A 15,572-nucleotide genomic window follows, 5' to 3' on the forward strand; every position below is an offset into this window, starting at 1 on the left:
TCATCTTACTGCCCCAGCCGTTCGAGCAGTATGGGCACGTGCACCTGGTCGGATTTGTAGTTGCCGGTCAGCATGTACATCATGATGTTGACGCCGGCGCGCAGCGCGTAGACGCGCTGCATCGGGTCCGCCGGTACGGTCGGCAGCAGCGGATCGCCATTCTCGTCGACCGCCCAGGCGCCGGCAAAATCATTGGCGGTGATCATGATAGGCGAGACGCCGTCGCCGGTGCGCACCGGCCGGTTCTCGGCATTGCTGGCGTCGAGCGACGCCTCGACCCACAGTGGGCTGCCGGCGAAGCGGCCGGGGAATTCGGGCAAGATGAAGAAGGATTTGGTCAGCACGTGGTCGGACGGCACCGGCTCCAGCGGCGGCACGTTGAGGTTGCCGAGGATGTCGCGCAGCCGCTCCGTCGCCGGGCTGGTCGAATCGGCGCCGATGCCGTTGGCGAACTGGTCGCGGGTGTCGAACAGCACCGTGCCGCCCTGCTGCATATAGGCGTCGATGCGGGCGATGGCGGCCTGGCTCGGCATCGGGGCGGCCGGATCGATCGGCCAGTAGATCAGCGGATAGAACGACAGCTCGTCCTTCGAGATGTCGACGCCGGCTGGCGCGCCCGGTTCAAGGGCCGTCTTTTCGACCAGGAAACGGGTCAGGCCCTCGAGCCCGGCACGGCTGATCGAATCGTCGCCCGGCACGCCGGTCAGCACATAGGCGATGCGGGTCTTCGAAATCGCCTCGATGGCAATTTCGTCACCCGGCTTGGCGTCGTCGGCGCGGGCAAGGTCGGCATGACCGAACAAGCTACCCAGCGCAATCAGGACCGCGGCGGTGGTTGCCATGGCACCGGCGCGGCGCGGTCGGCGTGAGAACAGGCCGCCCATCCAGAATACCGCCAGCGTATCGAGCAGCATCAGCACCAGGGCGGCCGCGACCAGCGCGCCCTTCAAATTGCGCGATTCGTCAAAGGCATACTGGATCGAGGTGACGGGAACAGTGATTTGCGGGCGCGCCAGCGGGGCCAGCGTGCTGTCGGCTTCAAGCAGATTATGGGCAAACACACCCGTCTCGGAACCATAGAGGCCGGGCGGGTTTTCAAAAGTCACCGGCAGCGCGCCGGCGCCCGGTACAAGCGGCCGTGCATCCGGTGTCGGCGGCACCAGCGAGCCGTCGGCTGCAATCATGCGATAGGGCGCCAGCGACGCCGCGGCGGCTTCGGCATTGGCGATGGCCGCGCCCTGGTTGCGCGACAGCTGCACGATGCGGCGCAGCATCTCGACGAAGCTGCCGGAGATCGGCAGGTTCGACCAGGTTGCCTCAGGGGTGACGTGGAACAGCACCAGCGTGCCCTTGCCTTTCTTCAGTCCGGTGACCAGCGGCGTGCCGTCGGCAAGGGCCGCCCAGGTGCGCTCGACGATATCGGGTGTCGGCTCGGCCAGCACCTGTCTGCTGACAGTGACCTCGGTCGGCGGCGCCAGATCGGCGAACGGGCCGGCCTTGGGGAATTCGGTGACAGGCTGCGGCGACGTCCATGACAGCGCGCCGCCGAGCGAACGCTCGCCGGTGCGCAGGCGGACCGGCAGCAAATCGTCGTCATCGCCCGCCGTGGCCAGCCGCGAACCGGCGAAACGCACCAGCGTGCCGCCATTGTCGACCCAATCGACAAGTCTCTGCCGGACCTGTCCGGGAATGGTGCCGATATCGGCCATGACAATCATCGCGGGCTTCTGGTCGAGGATCTGCGGGATGGCGTCGGCGAGGTCGGCGCTGGAGGGTTCGACCAGATCGGCGAAGGGCTGCAGCGCCCGCCTGATGTAGTAGAGTGGCGACAAAAGCGGCTGCGCCTGGTCGGCCTCGGCCTGCGACAGCAGCCCGACGCGGCGGCGCTTGGAGCTTTCGTCGAGGACGCGCACCGCACCGGCCTGCCGCTCGCCGTCGAGCGCGATCGAAGCGAAGTCGTTGCGCAATTCGAACGGCACCGCCATGGTGCCGGTGGCGGTGGTTTCGCCAGGCGAAAAGGTCAGCGTCGCATCGGCGATGCGGCGGCCCTTGTCGTCGAAGGCGCCGGCGGTGACCTGCGCCGGGGCAGGGTCGCCCGGCGCGCGGATGGCGGTCAGCGCAAAGCCGTCGACCTGGTTGTCGGCGGCGGTCAGGCCCGTCAGCGACAGCCTGTCGGCGGTTGCCCAGACGACACGGGCGGCATTTTTCGACAAAAGCGTGTTGAAGGCGGCTTCATCGCCTTTTGCCGCCAGGCCGTCGGCAAGCACGGCGACACTGGCCCCGGGCAAGGTCTCCAGCACGCCGGCGACGCGGGTATAGACGGCCGGCCGGTCGGTCGGGATCGGCCGCGGCTTGGCGGCGCGCAGCCGGTCAAGGGCGGTGGTGGCATCGAACGGGCCGATCTCGGCATTGGCCTTTTCGGCGGTGAAGGCGATGACGACCGGCACGCCGTTGGAGCCGGCGTCGTTGATCAGCCGCTCGGCGGTGGCGACGCGTTTGCCCCAGTCGGCGGCACTTGCCCAGTCATTGTCGATGACCAAGGCAAGGGCGGCTCCCTCGGCCGGCAGCTTTTCGCGCGGATTGAAGACCGGGTCGGCCAATGCCGCGACGATGAGGGCCGCCATCAAGAGCCTGAGTAGCGTCAGCCACCACGGACTCTGCTGCGGCGTCTCCTCGCGCTTCAGTACGCGCGCCAGGATCTTCAGCGGCGGGAAGATCTCGGTCTGCGGCTTGGGCGGCGTCAGCCTGAGCAGCCACCAGATCACCGGCAGTGCCAGCAGGCCCCACAGCACCATGGGGGCGCCAAAGGAGAGCGGCAGCCAACTCATGCGACAGCCTTTCCTGGCCGATCGCCACCAGCGATGCCTGCACGACCGCCAGCGGTCGGCCTGACCGAGGGGCCATCAGTGGTCATCGCCATGTGCAGCCGCACCAGCGCGTCGGAGGCGAGCCGATCGGTGTGGTTGACGGTAAAGCTCCAGCCAAGCCGCTTGCACCAGGCGGCCAGTTCGTGGCGGCGGGCGGTGTAGAGCAGGCGATACTCATCACCCAGCATTTCGGCGCGGCCGGCGGTCAGCTTGTCGCCGGTCTCGGGATCGGTGAATTCGGTGCGGCCGGCATAGGGGAAGGTCTCCTCGGCCGGGTCGGCGACCTCGATCAGGTGGGCGCGCACGCCGTGGCGGGCCAGCACGTCGAGCCAAGCCATCGTCTCCTCGACGGGATCGAGGAAGTCGCTGACGATGACGATGTCGCAGAAGCGCCTGATGTCGGACAGGTCGGGTTTTGCCGGCAGCTCGCCGGCATGCATCAACTGGGCGGCAATGCGTTCGGCGCCGTTGCGGGCGGTGAACGGGTCGGTGAGGCCCGGCCAGGCGATGCGTTCGCCGCTGCGCGACAACAGCTCGGCCATGGCCAGCGCCAGCACCAGCGCGCGCGATTGCTTGGAAACGCTGGCGCCTGTCGATTTGTAGAGCATCGACGGCGAGGGGTCGGCCCACAGCCAGACGGTATGGGCGGCTTCCCATTCGCGGTCGCGCACATAGGTGTGGTCGTCGCGGGCCGAGCGGCGCCAGTCGATGCGCGAGGAATCGCCCTCGACATAGGGCCGGAACTGCCAGAAATTCTCGCCGATGCCGCGCTTGCGGCGGCCGTGCCAGCCGGCGATCACGGTGTTGACGATGCGCCGCGCCTCGACCAGCAGGTCTGGCACAAGCGAGGCCCGCAACCGGCCACGGGCGAGCGCGTCGCGCGTCGCTGCCGGAGCCTGGACCTCGCCGATGCGCGGCATCAAATCCCTTTCACGAGTTTCGCCACCACGTCACGCACGCTGGTGCCTTCGGCGCGGGCGGCGAAGGTCAGCGCCATGCGATGCTGCAGCACCGGCTCGGCCAGCGCACGGACGTCGTCGACCGAGGGCGCCAGCCGTCCGTCGTAAAGCGCGCGCGCCCTTGTGCACAGCATCAGCGCCTGACTGGCGCGCGGGCCGGGACCCCAGGCGACGTTCTTATCGGTCTCGGCATTGCCTTGGCCGGGACGCGCCGAGCGCACCAGCGTCAGGATCGCCTCGACGACGCTTTCAGGCACCGGCATGCGGCGGATCAGCGTCTGGATCTCCTTCAGCCGCACCGGCTGCAGCACGTTTTGCGCTTTCGCGTCCTCGATGCCGGTGGTTTCCAGAAGGATGCGGCGCTCCGCCTCGATTTCGGGATAGAGGATGTCCACCTGCATCAGGAAGCGGTCAAGCTGTGCCTCGGGCAGCGGATAGGTGCCCTCCTGCTCCAGCGGGTTCTGGGTTGCCAGCACGTGGAAGGGCGCCGGCAGGTCATGGCGGGCGCCGGCAATGGTGACGTGGTATTCCTGCATGGCCTGCAGCAGCGCCGACTGAGTGCGCGGCGACGCGCGGTTGATCTCGTCGGCCATCAGCAGCTGGGCGAAGATCGGCCCGGAGATGAAGCGGAAGGAGCGTTTTCCGGTCTCGTCCTGCTCCATCACTTCGGAGCCGAGGATATCGGACGGCATCAGATCCGGCGTGAACTGGATGCGACGCGAATCGAGGCCGAGCACGATGCCAAGTGTTTCAACCAGCTTGGTCTTGGCGAGACCCGGCACGCCGACCAAAAGCGCATGGCCACCGGCCAGCAGCGCCACCAGCGTGCGCTCGACGACGCTTTCCTGTCCGAAGATGACCCGGCCGACCCGGTCGCGGATCCGGGAGATGTCGGCAAGCGCCTTTTCGGCCTCGGCGATCATGTCCTTTTCGCTGATCGGGCTTTCCTTGACCATCACGCTCATGCCGCATCGATCCTTGTGGTTGGAATACCATGGCTGGAACAACGGCTGCACCATACCATAAGTTGCCGCGATTCGGCCTCGCGTGGCGCCTACATCGAAACTTAAATCACAGACCTAGGCTGACAAGCGGAACAACAGTGACTATTTCGTGACCATGACGGGACCCTTGGGACATCGTGGAGAAAGCCTGACTGATGCCACCGAGGCGCGTGGTCTCGAGGCGCTGATCTCGCGCGCCGCCCGTGCCGGCAAGGGCGCGGCACCTGTCGAACGCTGGAATCCCGACTTCTGCGGCGATCTGGACATGGAGATCAAGGCCGACGGCACCTGGTTCTATCTGGGCACGCCGATCGGGCGCATGCCGCTGGTGCAGCTTTTCTCCTCGGTGCTGCGCAAGGACGCCGATGGCAGGACCTATCTGGTGACACCGGTAGAAAAGGTCGGCATCCGCGTCGCCGATGCGCCGTTCATCGCCGTCGAAATGGACGTTTCGGGCAGCGGCGAGGCGCAGACAATCACCTTCCGCACCAATGTCGGCGACGTCGTCGAAGCCGGGCCGGAACGGCCGCTGCGGTTTGTCGATGAGAACGAGACCGGCGGGTTGAAGCCCTATGTGCTGGTGCGTGGCCGTCTGGAGGCGCTGGTGGCGCGGCCGGTGATGTATGAACTGGTCGGGCATGGCGAGGAGATCGAAATCGACGGCGAGACGATGTTCGCGGTGCGCTCCAAGGGCGCCGTGTTCCCGATCATGCCGGCGGACCAGTTGAAGCGGCTGAGCGCGTGATGGACCAGGCGACGCCGGCGCCGTTTTCATCCGCGGATTTTCGCGCGCGCTTTGCCGTGCAGCCCGATGCGCATGCAGGCGACGACGACTATGGCGACCATCGCTTCAACCCCGGCCATCCGCGCCTCAATCAGGGCAAGGCGCTGCGCAATGCCGCGGTGCTGATCCCGGTGGTCGATCATGAGGGCGATGCGACGGTTCTTCTGACCAAACGGGCCGAAAAGCTGCGCAGCCATTCGGGGCAGGTGGCCTTTCCCGGCGGCACTATCGATCCGACCGATCCGAGCCCTGAGGCGGCGGCGCTGCGCGAGACCTTCGAGGAGATCGGGCTTGGCCGAGATCGCATCGAGATCATCGGCCGCATGCCCGACTATGTCGCCGGCAGCGGCTACCGCATCGCCCCGGTGCTTGGCATCGTGCGGCCCGGTTTCCAACTGACGCTCAACGCAGACGAGGTCGATGCCGCTTTCGAAGTGCCGCTGCGCTTCCTGATGGACCCGGCCAACCACAAGCGCGACAGCCGTATGTGGAACGATCTCGAATGGTTCTTCTACGACATGCCTTACGGCGACCGGCGCATCTGGGGCGTCACCGCCGGCATCCTTCGTACTCTCTATGAAAGGCTCTATGCGTGAGTGTCTCGATCGCGGGCAGGGCCGATTGGCTCACCGACAAGCATCTGCAGCGCCTGCTGTTCGCACTGGCCGAAGGCGGTGAAGAGGCGCGAGTCGCCGGCGGCGCGGTGCGCAACACACTGATGGGCCAGCCGGTCGCCGACATCGACATCGCCACCACCTGCTTGCCGCAGGAAACCCTCCGCCGCGCCGAAGCGGAAGGGTTCAAGGCGGTGCCAACCGGTATCGAGCATGGGACAATCACCGTGGTTGCCGGTGGAAAGCCCTATGAAATCACCACCTTGCGCGCCGATATCGAAACCGACGGGCGGCGCGCGAAAGTGTCGTTCGGGCGCGACTGGAAGCTCGATGCCGAGCGGCGCGACTTCACCATCAACGCGCTCTATGCCGAGGCCGATGGCAAGGTGGTCGACCTGGTCGGCGGCATTGCCGACATCGAGGCGCGCCGGCTGCGATTCATCGGCGACCCGGAAGCGCGCATTCGCGAAGACTACCTGCGCATCCTGCGCTTCTTCCGCTTCTTCGCCTGGTACGGCGACGGACGGCCGGACGCCGAGGGGCTGAAAGCCTGCGCCCGTCTGAAGGAAGGGCTGGCCCAGCTTTCGTCCGAGCGCATCTGGTCGGAACTGAAGAAACTTTTGTCGGCGCCCGATCCGTCACGGGCGCTGCTTTGGATGCGGCAGGCAGGTGTCTTGACCGCGGCGCTGCCGGAAAGCGAGAAATGGGGTATCGATGCCATCCATGGGTTGGCCAAGGCCGGCAAGGATCTGGGCTGGGCACCCGACCCGCTGCTCAGACTGGAAGCGATCGTGCCGCCCGATGCCGCTCGCATGAAGACGCTCGCCGAGCGGCTCAAACTCTCGACCGCCGAAGCGGATCGCCTGCGCCACTGGGCGCTCGCCACCGCCGTCGAGCCGAAGACGACCGAGGGCGAACTGGCAAAAAGGCTCTATCGCGGCGACCGGCAGGGGTTTGTCGACCGTCTGCGGCTGTCGCTTGCGGCAGCCAGGATGCGCGCCGTCGAGGACAATGAGGCGCTGCTCGAAGCCGGTGGCTTTTCGCGCCTGCTTGGCTTCGCCACCAAATGGGAAAAGCCGTTGTTTCCGCTGAAAGGTGCCGATCTGACGGCGCTCGGCGCAACTCCAGGCCCGAAACTCGGCGAAATCCTGAGGAATCTCGAAGCGGAATGGGTCGAAGCCGGGTTTGCCCCTGATCGCGACGCGCTCCTCAAGCGCGCCGCCGAAGCCTTGCAGGCCGGGTAGATCAGGCCGCGTCGCGGGTCTTTTCGATGCGCGAACGGATCGCCTCGATCATCGTCTCGCGGATGACCGTCTCGCCATGTGTCTCGCGCATGTGCTCGACGGCACGGCGCATGACCTCGGCTTCTTCGTCGGCACGTGTGTGCCAGTCACAGCCGGGCACGAGCGACCCGCAGTGAAATTCCTTCATGAGATTTCTCCTTTTCCTCCGTGGAGCCTGGTCGAGGCTCCGGCACTTTTTTTTGGCTCATGTCCGGTTCCAGGGTTGAAACCGCGGACCGCGAACGGGTGAGAAGCATAACACAGATGGGGTGGTATTGGTTGCCGTCAACGGCAAAAGGGCGGAGCAGCATCGCTCCGCCCTCTAAACACTACCCCGAAACAGGGCCAGACATCGTCTCGTCCCGTTTTGGCGGGCAGGCCTTCACTTGGCGATCTTGACAGCCTCGGCAATCTTTTTCTTGCCGCTCATGTCCCATGAGACACGGACCTTTTCACCGACCTGCAGGCCAGGATCCTTGAAGGTCTTGGGAAGCGTAAAAGACGATCCATCGTCGAGGACCAGGCTCATGGCCGTGGTGTCAAAGGTCTTGATCGTCCCGGTGGTGTGCTTGACGGCGGCGAACGCCACCGAACCGGAAGCGAGAAGGGCAGCGGCGGTCGCTGAAACAATGATCTTGCGCATTGCGAAGTACTCCTGGAAAGGCGGGTATCTTTTTGACGAAGATGTCCCGCGTCGTCTTGGGCCGTCCGGTCGCGTCGGGTCGCGGCTCGCTTTGTCTTGACGCAATTCCGGTCGGAAAGCCGTTTCGCACTTTCCTGAAATTGCGCGCAGGCGAACCGCCGGCGCTTCCCGACCCCGCGCCACAAATAGACCAGTCTTTTCAAGAGCCTATTAGACGAAAAAGAAATTTTTCGCCGCACCGTGTGCCACATTCCATGCCCATTTCGAGCGAATGGGACATCAATGCGGCTCACGCCGGGCTCACCATTTTGTTACGGCCAGCGGACCTCGGGCGGCAGGCTGGAGAGGATGGCGGCGACATTGCCGCCGGTCTTCAGTCCGAATATGGTGCCGCGATCGTGAAGCAGATTGAATTCGACGTAGCGGCCGCGGCGGATGAGCTGTTCGTCACGGTCGCCATCGGTCCAGTTCTCGTTGAAGTTGGCGCGCACAAGGTGGCCGTAGACGACGAGAAAAGCGCGGCCGACATCCTGGACGAAGTTGAAATCGGCATTCCAGCCGCCCTTGTCCTCACCCGAATGCAGCCAGTCGAAGAAGATGCCACCGGTGCCGCGCGGCTCGTTGCGGTGCGACAGATAGAAGTACTCGTCGCACCAGGCCTTGAATTTTGGGTAATCGGCCACCGCGACATTCTTCTCGCAAGCGAATTGCATGGCGCGGTGGAAGGCGACCGTGTCGGGGTCGTCCTGGGTGCGGCGGCGATCGAGCACCGGTGTCAGATCGGCACCGCCGCCGAACCATTGGCTGGATGTGACCACCATGCGCGTGTTCATGTGCACGGCCGGAACGTTGGGATTCCATGGGTGCGCGATCAGCGAAATGCCGGATGCCCAGAAGCGCGGGTCTTCCTCGGCACCGGGCATCTGCTTCCTGAATTCGGGTGAGAACTCGCCATGGACGGTCGATGTGTGGACGCCGACCTTTTCGAAGACGCGACCGTGCATCATCGACATGGTGCCGCCGCCGCCGCGCCCCTCGTCACGTTCCCATGGCGTCTTTTCGAAGCGGCCGGGCGACCACGAGGCCAGCGGCCCGCCAAGATCCTGCTCGATCTGCTCGAAGGTGGCGCAGATGCGTTCGCGCAGCGCCTCGAACCAGAGGCGCGCCTTCATCTTCTTCTGTTCGATGTCGGCGGGCAGGCCCGCCGGTATTTCTGGTCGTTCCAAATGCCGTCTCCGGTTGGGGCGGCGAGTCCCACAAATGACTCGTCTTTTGCCGGCGCGATCCCTAATCTCTTAGGGGACAGGGTCAAGTGTCATTACGGTGCAAGGAGTTGTTTCGTGCGCACCCCGGCAAGACCGCCGCTGGATGGCCTAAAGAAAAGGCTCGACCAAAGCCGTGCCGAGCGCGTGCGTATGCCGCGCGACGGTTTCTTGCGCGAGACCTTCGTGCTGCCACGCTCCGATGCCCGGCTCAAGGCCAAGGAATGGTTCGAGCGCTTTCCCAAGCAGGCCTACTGGACCGAGATCGAAAGCTGGTTCGAGCGGCCGGGCGACCTGATCGAGTTCACCATCAGGCGGTTGCCTGCGGCCGACTAGGACTTCGTCGCCCCGTTTACGGGGAGAGGGTGCCGGCAGGCAGGTTGAGGGGCGGCGCGAACCTCTCAATGCTGGCGCCGCCCCTCATCCGCCTTCACTGCGTTCAGGCACCTTCTCCCCGTGAACGGGGAGAAGGAAGAGCGACCAGCCTCCTTGCCCCCGTTCCCTCGCGTGCCAGCCGGTCACCCTTGTTGCGCAGCGGGCATTTGTCGATCGACATGCAGCCGCAGCCGATGCAGTCGGTCAGCCCGTCGCGCAGTTTCTTCAACTGGGCGATCTTGTGATCGAGCCCGTCGCGCCAGGCGGTCGACAAAAGGTTCCAGTCGTCGCGCGTCGGCGTGCGGCTTTCGGGCAGTGATTCAAGTGCGGCACCGATTTCGGCCAGCGAGATGCCGACCTCCTGTGCGACCTTGATGATCGCCACGCGCCGCAGCACGTCGCGGCCGTAGCGGCGCTGGTTGCCCGACGTGCGGTGGCTGCGGATCAAGCCGCGGGCCTCGTAGAAATGCAGCGCCGACACCGCCACCCCGCTGCGCATGGCCACCTGGCCAACCGTTAATTCCGTTACAGGCGCCATGTCTGATTTTCCGTCCCGATTTTTCTGCTTGACCTCAAGTTAAGTTGAGCTTGTAGCGAAGAAACCCTGGATGTGCAAACGAAGGAGAAGGCGATGTGCGCCTGGGTCGAGATGTCGGGAGACGGAGTGCCGTTATCCGAGTTGCCGGATGGCTTCGCCCACCACCATGGCGACGGAGAGCGCCACGTTGATGCTGCGCGCCGTACCCTGCATGGGGATGGTCAGGCGCGCATCCGCCGCCTGATGGACAGGATCCGGCACGCCTGCGGATTCGCGGCCGAACAGGAGGACGTCATTGTCCGCGAAGCTGAAGCTGGTGTAGGCCGTCGTGGCTTTGGTCGACAGCAGCACCAGCCGGTGCGAACCAGCCTTGCGCCATTCCTCGAAGGCGTGCCAGTCGACATGCCGGGTCAGGGCAGCCATTTCGAGATAGTCCATGCCGGCTCGCTTGAGCGCCTTGTCGGAGAGCGGAAATCCGGCCGGTTCGATGATGTCGACACCAAGTCCGAGGCACGCGGCGAAGCGCAGGATTGTTCCGGTGTTGCCGGCAATGTCAGGCTGGTAGAGCGCGATGCGGAGACGACGGTTCATTTCCGCGTCCTTCTAATAAGTGGCGGATCGGCCACAGCGGCTTGGCGGTTTTGGAAATTGCTGGACCTGCGGGTGGCCATTTTCTGCGAAGTCGGGTATACAACCAGCATTGTCAACCCGAACCGATGGAGGGGTAATTCATGATGACCATGCACATCCAGCGCCCCTCTCGTGGGCTTACCTGCCTGCCGGCGGTTTCGGTACGACGATTCTCCTGACTCTCTAAGACTTGATCGCACCGATTCCCGCCGAAACGATTTTTCGGCTCTCGAAGGAATCCTGCGATGTTTTTCAAAAAGTCAAAAGGGCTGAACGCCCCAACTGAAGCTGTCCGGACCGACACTCGTCATGTCCGGACCGATGCAATGCGTGCCTCCGGGCGAATGCCGGCGGACGATATTGCTTCGCCTTTTTATCTCGATTTTCACACGGAGGACGGACCGATGTTCGATCCCTACAGAATACCGGGCTCGAGGAGCCTGCATATCCACCGACTGCCGACCTGGGCGCTGCTGATCGGCGACACCTATTCGTCGGCGGTTCACGCCGAGGTTCGCCGCCGGCCGCATCGCGGCATGCTGCCGGATGTCGATTTTTCGCGCGCGGTTCCCGATCCCGGGCGGCCGTCGCTGGTGCGCCGGATCATCCGGCTGATCCGGCCTGGCGCTAAAAACCGGGCTGGCGGCATCGTGTCGTCAGGATCGTCTGGCGCAGCTGTCGGCGAAAAGCCCGCGAGCCCCTATATTGCGCGAAGCATTGCCGACGGTCCGGGTGATTCCGGACCGTCGGCACTCGACGCCATGGGTTCCGGGGACTTCGTACGCTCACGTGCCGCGTAAGCGGCAAACACATTTCACAGGCATGACCTATGTTGTTGTTTAGCTGGTTTGAAAAAAGGCTCGATCCGTTCCCCGCGGCGGAACCGGTCGAGCCGCCCAAGACGCTGGTTGCCTTCTGCGTGCATTATACGCGCGGCGCCTGGCCCTATATCCTTTTCGACGCAGTGCTGGTGACGGCCATCGCGATCGCGGAAGTGTGGATGTTCGGCTTCCTCGGCCGCATCGTCGACTGGCTGTCGGGGCAGAATCGCGAAACCTTCCTGCAGACGGAAGCCTGGAAGCTTGCCGGCATGGCCTTCATCGTGCTGTTCGCACTGCCGGGCACGGTATGGCTGCATTCGCTCCTCAACCAGCAAACGCTGATGGGCAACTATCCCATGCGCATCCGCTGGCAGGTGCACCGCTATCTGCTCAAGCAGTCGATGAGTTTCTACCAGGACGAGTTCGCCGGCCGCATCGCGACCAAGCTGATGCAGACGGCTCTCGCCGTGCGCGAATGCGTCATCAAGGTGATCGACGTCCTTAATTACGTTATCGTCTACTTCCTCGGCATGCTGCTCATCGTCGGCTCGGCCGACTGGCGGCTGGCCGCGCCGCTCGGCGTTTGGCTGGTCGGCTATATCCTTTTGCTGCGGTTTTTCATTCCCCGGCTGGGCAAGGTCGGCGAGGAACAGGCCAATGCGCGCTCGATCATGACGGGCCGGGTCGTCGACAGCTACTCCAACATCCAGACGGTCAAGCTGTTCAGCCATGCACGCCGCGAAGCGTCATTCGCCAAAGACGGTATGTCCGGCTTTCTCGAAACGGTCTACCGGTCGATGCGCCTGGTGACAGTGCTTTTCGGCTCGCTCTACATACTGAACGCGCTGCTCTTGTTCTCGGTGACCGCGATGGCGCTGTGGCTGTGGCTGGGGCAAGCAGTGACGATCGGCGCGGTCGCCGTGGTCATCGGCCTTGTGCTCAGGTTGTGGGGCATGTCGCAATGGATCATGTGGGAAATGTCGGGCCTGTTCGAGAACATCGGCACGGTGCAGGACGGTATCGCCTCGATCTCGCTGCCGCGCCTTGTCGAGGACCGGCCGGACGCGAAGGAGATCAGCGTCTCCAGGGGTGAGATCCGCTTCGAGGACATCCGCTTTCACTACGGCAAGCAGAAGGGTGTGATCGAGGGCCTGTCGCTGGCGGTGAAGCCGGGCGAGAAGGTCGGCATCGTCGGCCGTTCCGGCGCCGGCAAGTCGACGCTGGTCAACCTGTTGCTGCGCTTCTACGACCTCGAAGCCGGGCAGATATTGGTCGATGGCCAGGAAATCGCCGCTGTGAAGCAGGATTCGCTTCGTGCGCAGATCGGCATGGTCACGCAGGACACCTCGCTGCTGCATCGTTCGGTGCGCGAGAACATCCTTTATGGCCGGCCCGATGCAACCGACGAGATGCTTGTCGAGGCGGCGCGGCGCGCCGAGGCGCTGGACTTCATATCAGGGCTTTCGGATGCCAGCGGCCGCAAGGGCTTCGACGCCCATGTCGGTGACCGCGGCGTCAAATTGTCCGGTGGCCAGCGGCAACGCGTCGCCATTGCTCGCGTTATGTTGAAGGACGCACCTATACTTATCCTTGACGAAGCGACCTCGGCGCTTGATTCCGAAGCCGAGGCGGCGATCCAGGAGAATCTCTACAAGCTCATGCAAGGCAAGACCGTCATCGCCATCGCGCACCGGCTGTCGACCATCGCGGCGATGGACAGGCTGGTGGTGATGGACAAGGGCCGCGTCATCGAGGAAGGTTCGCACGAAGAACTCGTCGCCAAGGGCGGGCTCTACGCGCAGCTCTGGCAGCGCCAGTCGGGCGGGTTCCTGCTTGAGGACGGTCCCGCCGACGCCGCCAACGACGCACTTGCAAAGGGGCAAGCCGCAGAATGATGGCCGCCGCATGATGACAGCCGTCTATCGCTGGTTCGAGAACTGGGTCTATCCGTTCAGGGAGCCGGCGAATCTTCGGCCACCGATCAGTGTCGGCGGCTTTCTCTGGCACTATGTCGGCCAGGCGAAGTTCGCCTTCTTCGCCATGCTGGTCATCGGCGGCATCGCGCCGCTGGTCGAGGCCGGCCTGTTCTACTTCGTCGGGCGGCTGGTCGATATTCTCGACCAGCTTCCCGCCGAGCGCAGCTGGCACGCACTGTGGGCCGCTGCCGGCCCTGAACTGGTTTTCATGGCCGTGGTGGTGCTGGTCATCCGCACCGTCGTCGTCGGCTTGTCGGCGCTGGTCGACGAACAGACGATCACGCCGGGCTTCTACAATCTGGTGCGCTGGCAGGCGCACCGGCATGTCTCGCGCCAGTCCTACGCTTTTTTCCAGAACGATTTCGCCGGCCGCATCGCGACAAAGGTCTGGCAGGCGGGCCAGGCGACCGGCGACTTGATGGAAAGCTTCATCGAGGTCGTCTGGTTTATGATCGTCTACACGGTGACGACGCTGGCGCTGGTCGCAGGCCTCGATCTCAGGCTGGCGGTTCTGGTGGTGATCTGGATTTCCGCCTTCGGCTGGCTGGCCAAGCTCTATTTGCCGGCAATCCGCAAGCATGCCGGGGAAACAGCTGAGGCCGGCTCGATGATCACCGGCCGCATCGTCGATTCCTATTCCAACGTGCAGACGCTGAAACTGTTCTCGGCCGATGGCGACGACCGCTACATCAGGAACGGTTTCGACATCTATCTCGACGCATTGCGCCCGTTCACCCGCCGGCTGACCGGCGTGCGCATGGCGCTGACCACGCTGTCGGGCATCATGATCACGGCGATCGGCTGCTTTGCCGTCTATCTCTGGGTCGAGGGCTCGATCACCGTCGGCGCGGTCGCCTTCACCCTGTCGCTGGTGCTGCGCCTCAACATGCTGCTCGGCCGGCTGATGATGCAGCTCAACAGCATCTTGCGAAACCTCGGCGTGCTGGAAAATTCCAAGGCGCTGATCTCGCAGCCGCTCGGCCTCACCGATGCGCCCGACGCCAAGGAACTCGTCGTGGCAGGCGGCCGTATCGCGGTGAAGAACGTCGAGTTCCATTACGGCAAAGGTTTCGGCGTGCTGAACGGCATCGACCTTGTCGTCAGGCCAGGCGAGAAGGTAGGGCTGGTCGGACCGTCCGGCGCCGGCAAGACGACCCTCGCCAATCTGATCCTGCGCCTCTACGATCTCGAGAGCGGGTCGATCACCATCGATGGCCAGGATGTCGCCAAAGTTACGCAGAATTCGCTGCGCGCCAATATCGGCGTCGTCAGCCAGGACACGGCGCTGTTCCACCGTTCGCTGCGCGACAACATCAAGCTCGGCATGCCTGACGCGACCGATGCGGAGGTGATCGCGGCGGCGAAAAAGGCTGAGGCGCACGAGTTCATCCTGACCTTGCGCGACAACAGGGACCGCGCCGGCTACGAGGCGTTTGTCGGCGAGCGCGGCGTCAAGCTGTCGGGAGGCCAGCGCCAGCGCGTGGCGATCGCCCGCGTCTTCCTCAAGGATGCGCCGATCCTGATTCTCGATGAGGCGACCTCGGCACTCGATTCCGACATCGAGGCGGCGATCCAGGAGAATCTGACACGGCTGATGGAAAACAAGACGGTCATCGCCATCGCCCACCGGCTGTCGACGATCGCAGCACTCGATCGTCTGGTGGTGCTCGACGGCGGCCGCATTGTCGAGCAAGGCACGCATGACCAATTGGTGGCGCTCGACGGGCTCTATGCGCGGCTGTGGAAGCGGCAGTCCGGCGGTTTTCTCTATCACGAAGACAGCGTGCTCGAAGAGACGCGCCCGGCGGAGTAGCTC

General features: G+C 64.4%; 15 protein-coding genes. 7 read left to right on the forward strand and 8 right to left on the reverse strand.

Annotated elements, in window-relative coordinates; genetic code table 11:
- Positions 1–5 precede the first annotated feature (5 nt).
- Genes P3C39_RS00345 through P3C39_RS00355 form a run of 3 tightly spaced genes read right to left on the reverse strand, consistent with a single transcriptional unit; the run spans position 6 to position 4,791 of the window.
- Positions 6–2,828 carry a DUF4159 domain-containing protein gene (locus P3C39_RS00345; RefSeq protein WP_275952420.1) on the reverse strand — a complete coding sequence of 941 codons (2,823 nt, stop codon included), beginning with the start codon at positions 2,826–2,828 and terminating at the stop codon, positions 6–8.
- Entirely contained in the window at positions 2,825–3,787 is a 963-nt protein-coding gene (locus tag P3C39_RS00350; RefSeq protein WP_013529967.1) for a DUF58 domain-containing protein, read from the reverse strand. Before P3C39_RS00350 ends, P3C39_RS00345 begins: the two co-directional genes overlap by 4 nt.
- Positions 3,787–4,791 carry a MoxR family ATPase gene (locus tag P3C39_RS00355; RefSeq protein WP_275952421.1) on the reverse strand — a complete coding sequence of 335 codons (1,005 nt, stop codon included), beginning with the start codon at positions 4,789–4,791 and terminating at the stop codon, positions 3,787–3,789. Before P3C39_RS00355 ends, P3C39_RS00350 begins: the two co-directional genes overlap by 1 nt.
- A 154-nt stretch (positions 4,792–4,945) precedes the next feature.
- Between P3C39_RS00355 and P3C39_RS00360 the strand changes: the two genes are divergently transcribed.
- The 3 genes from P3C39_RS00360 to P3C39_RS00370 are packed head-to-tail and all read left to right on the forward strand — an operon-like array spanning position 4,946 to position 7,472.
- The gene (locus tag P3C39_RS00360) at positions 4,946–5,575 is read left to right on the forward strand and encodes a DUF1285 domain-containing protein (RefSeq protein ID WP_063172948.1); all 630 of its coding nucleotides are present in this window, start codon (positions 4,946–4,948) and stop codon (positions 5,573–5,575) included.
- Positions 5,575–6,210 (forward strand): CoA pyrophosphatase, encoded by a 636-nt coding sequence (locus P3C39_RS00365; RefSeq protein ID WP_063172947.1) that lies wholly within the window; start codon positions 5,575–5,577, stop codon positions 6,208–6,210. Before P3C39_RS00360 ends, P3C39_RS00365 begins: the two co-directional genes overlap by 1 nt.
- A complete protein-coding gene (locus P3C39_RS00370) occupies positions 6,207–7,472 on the forward strand; it encodes a CCA tRNA nucleotidyltransferase (RefSeq protein WP_063172946.1) in 1,266 nt (421 codons plus the stop codon). The genes P3C39_RS00365 and P3C39_RS00370 overlap by 4 nt, the downstream gene beginning before the upstream one ends.
- 1 nt (position 7,473) lies before the next feature.
- Here P3C39_RS00370 and P3C39_RS00375 read toward each other — a convergent pair whose 3' ends face one another.
- The 3 genes from P3C39_RS00375 to hemF form a co-directional block, all read right to left on the reverse strand.
- Positions 7,474–7,659 (reverse strand): DUF1059 domain-containing protein, encoded by a 186-nt coding sequence (locus tag P3C39_RS00375; RefSeq protein WP_013529972.1) that lies wholly within the window; start codon positions 7,657–7,659, stop codon positions 7,474–7,476.
- Positions 7,660–7,893: 234 nt separating this feature from the next.
- Positions 7,894–8,154, reverse strand: a complete 261-nt coding sequence (locus tag P3C39_RS00380; protein WP_063172945.1) for a DUF1344 domain-containing protein — start codon at positions 8,152–8,154, stop codon at positions 7,894–7,896.
- Between the two features lie 311 nt (positions 8,155–8,465).
- Positions 8,466–9,380 (reverse strand): oxygen-dependent coproporphyrinogen oxidase, encoded by a 915-nt coding sequence (gene hemF / locus P3C39_RS00385; RefSeq protein WP_024504549.1) that lies wholly within the window; start codon positions 9,378–9,380, stop codon positions 8,466–8,468.
- A gap of 114 nt (positions 9,381–9,494) precedes the next feature.
- Between hemF and P3C39_RS00390 the strand changes: the two genes are divergently transcribed.
- Positions 9,495–9,752 carry a hypothetical protein gene (locus P3C39_RS00390; protein ID WP_013529975.1) on the forward strand — a complete coding sequence of 86 codons (258 nt, stop codon included), beginning with the start codon at positions 9,495–9,497 and terminating at the stop codon, positions 9,750–9,752.
- A 103-nt stretch (positions 9,753–9,855) separates the two neighbouring features.
- On the opposite strand, the gene soxR is transcribed toward P3C39_RS00390, so the two are convergent.
- The gene (gene soxR, locus P3C39_RS00395) at positions 9,856–10,329 is read right to left on the reverse strand and encodes a redox-sensitive transcriptional activator SoxR (RefSeq protein WP_013529976.1); all 474 of its coding nucleotides are present in this window, start codon (positions 10,327–10,329) and stop codon (positions 9,856–9,858) included.
- A gap of 132 nt (positions 10,330–10,461) precedes the next feature.
- The gene (locus P3C39_RS00400; RefSeq protein WP_024504550.1) at positions 10,462–10,920 is read right to left on the reverse strand and encodes a tRNA (cytidine(34)-2'-O)-methyltransferase; all 459 of its coding nucleotides are present in this window, start codon (positions 10,918–10,920) and stop codon (positions 10,462–10,464) included.
- Positions 10,921–11,363: 443 nt separating this feature from the next.
- Here P3C39_RS00400 and P3C39_RS00405 point away from each other — a divergent pair, with 443 nt between their 5' ends.
- From P3C39_RS00405 to P3C39_RS00415, 3 genes are read left to right on the forward strand one after another with little or no spacing between them, the layout of a single operon-like run.
- On the forward strand, positions 11,364–11,759 hold the full coding sequence (locus P3C39_RS00405) for a hypothetical protein (protein ID WP_275952422.1): 396 nt from the start codon (positions 11,364–11,366) through the stop codon (positions 11,757–11,759).
- Positions 11,760–11,788: 29 nt separating this feature from the next.
- A complete protein-coding gene (locus P3C39_RS00410; RefSeq protein ID WP_064994492.1) occupies positions 11,789–13,675 on the forward strand; it encodes an ABC transporter ATP-binding protein in 1,887 nt (628 codons plus the stop codon).
- A gap of 10 nt (positions 13,676–13,685) precedes the next feature.
- The gene (locus tag P3C39_RS00415; RefSeq protein WP_275952423.1) at positions 13,686–15,569 is read left to right on the forward strand and encodes an ABC transporter ATP-binding protein; all 1,884 of its coding nucleotides are present in this window, start codon (positions 13,686–13,688) and stop codon (positions 15,567–15,569) included.
- Positions 15,570–15,572: the final 3 nt, after the last annotated feature.

Source organism: Mesorhizobium sp. XAP4 (genome assembly GCF_029269325.1).
GTDB classification, from domain to species: domain Bacteria; phylum Pseudomonadota; class Alphaproteobacteria; order Rhizobiales; family Rhizobiaceae; genus Mesorhizobium; species Mesorhizobium ciceri.

Coding starts and splice junctions, on each gene's coding strand:
- P3C39_RS00345 (WP_275952420.1), bottom strand. CDS start 2,828: ATGAGTTGGCTGCCGCTCTCCTTTGGCGCCCCCATGGTGCTGTGGGGC.
- P3C39_RS00350 (WP_013529967.1), bottom strand. CDS start 3,787: ATGCCGCGCATCGGCGAGGTCCAGGCTCCGGCAGCGACGCGCGACGCG.
- P3C39_RS00355 (WP_275952421.1), bottom strand. CDS start 4,791: ATGAGCGTGATGGTCAAGGAAAGCCCGATCAGCGAAAAGGACATGATC.
- P3C39_RS00360 (WP_063172948.1), top strand. CDS start 4,946: ATGACGGGACCCTTGGGACATCGTGGAGAAAGCCTGACTGATGCCACC.
- P3C39_RS00365 (WP_063172947.1), top strand. CDS start 5,575: ATGGACCAGGCGACGCCGGCGCCGTTTTCATCCGCGGATTTTCGCGCG.
- P3C39_RS00375 (WP_013529972.1), bottom strand. CDS start 7,659: ATGAAGGAATTTCACTGCGGGTCGCTCGTGCCCGGCTGTGACTGGCAC.
- P3C39_RS00380 (WP_063172945.1), bottom strand. CDS start 8,154: ATGCGCAAGATCATTGTTTCAGCGACCGCCGCTGCCCTTCTCGCTTCC.
- soxR (WP_013529976.1), bottom strand. CDS start 10,329: ATGGCGCCTGTAACGGAATTAACGGTTGGCCAGGTGGCCATGCGCAGC.
- P3C39_RS00400 (WP_024504550.1), bottom strand. CDS start 10,920: ATGAACCGTCGTCTCCGCATCGCGCTCTACCAGCCTGACATTGCCGGC.
- P3C39_RS00405 (WP_275952422.1), top strand. CDS start 11,364: ATGTTCGATCCCTACAGAATACCGGGCTCGAGGAGCCTGCATATCCAC.
- P3C39_RS00410 (WP_064994492.1), top strand. CDS start 11,789: ATGTTGTTGTTTAGCTGGTTTGAAAAAAGGCTCGATCCGTTCCCCGCG.
- P3C39_RS00415 (WP_275952423.1), top strand. CDS start 13,686: ATGATGACAGCCGTCTATCGCTGGTTCGAGAACTGGGTCTATCCGTTC.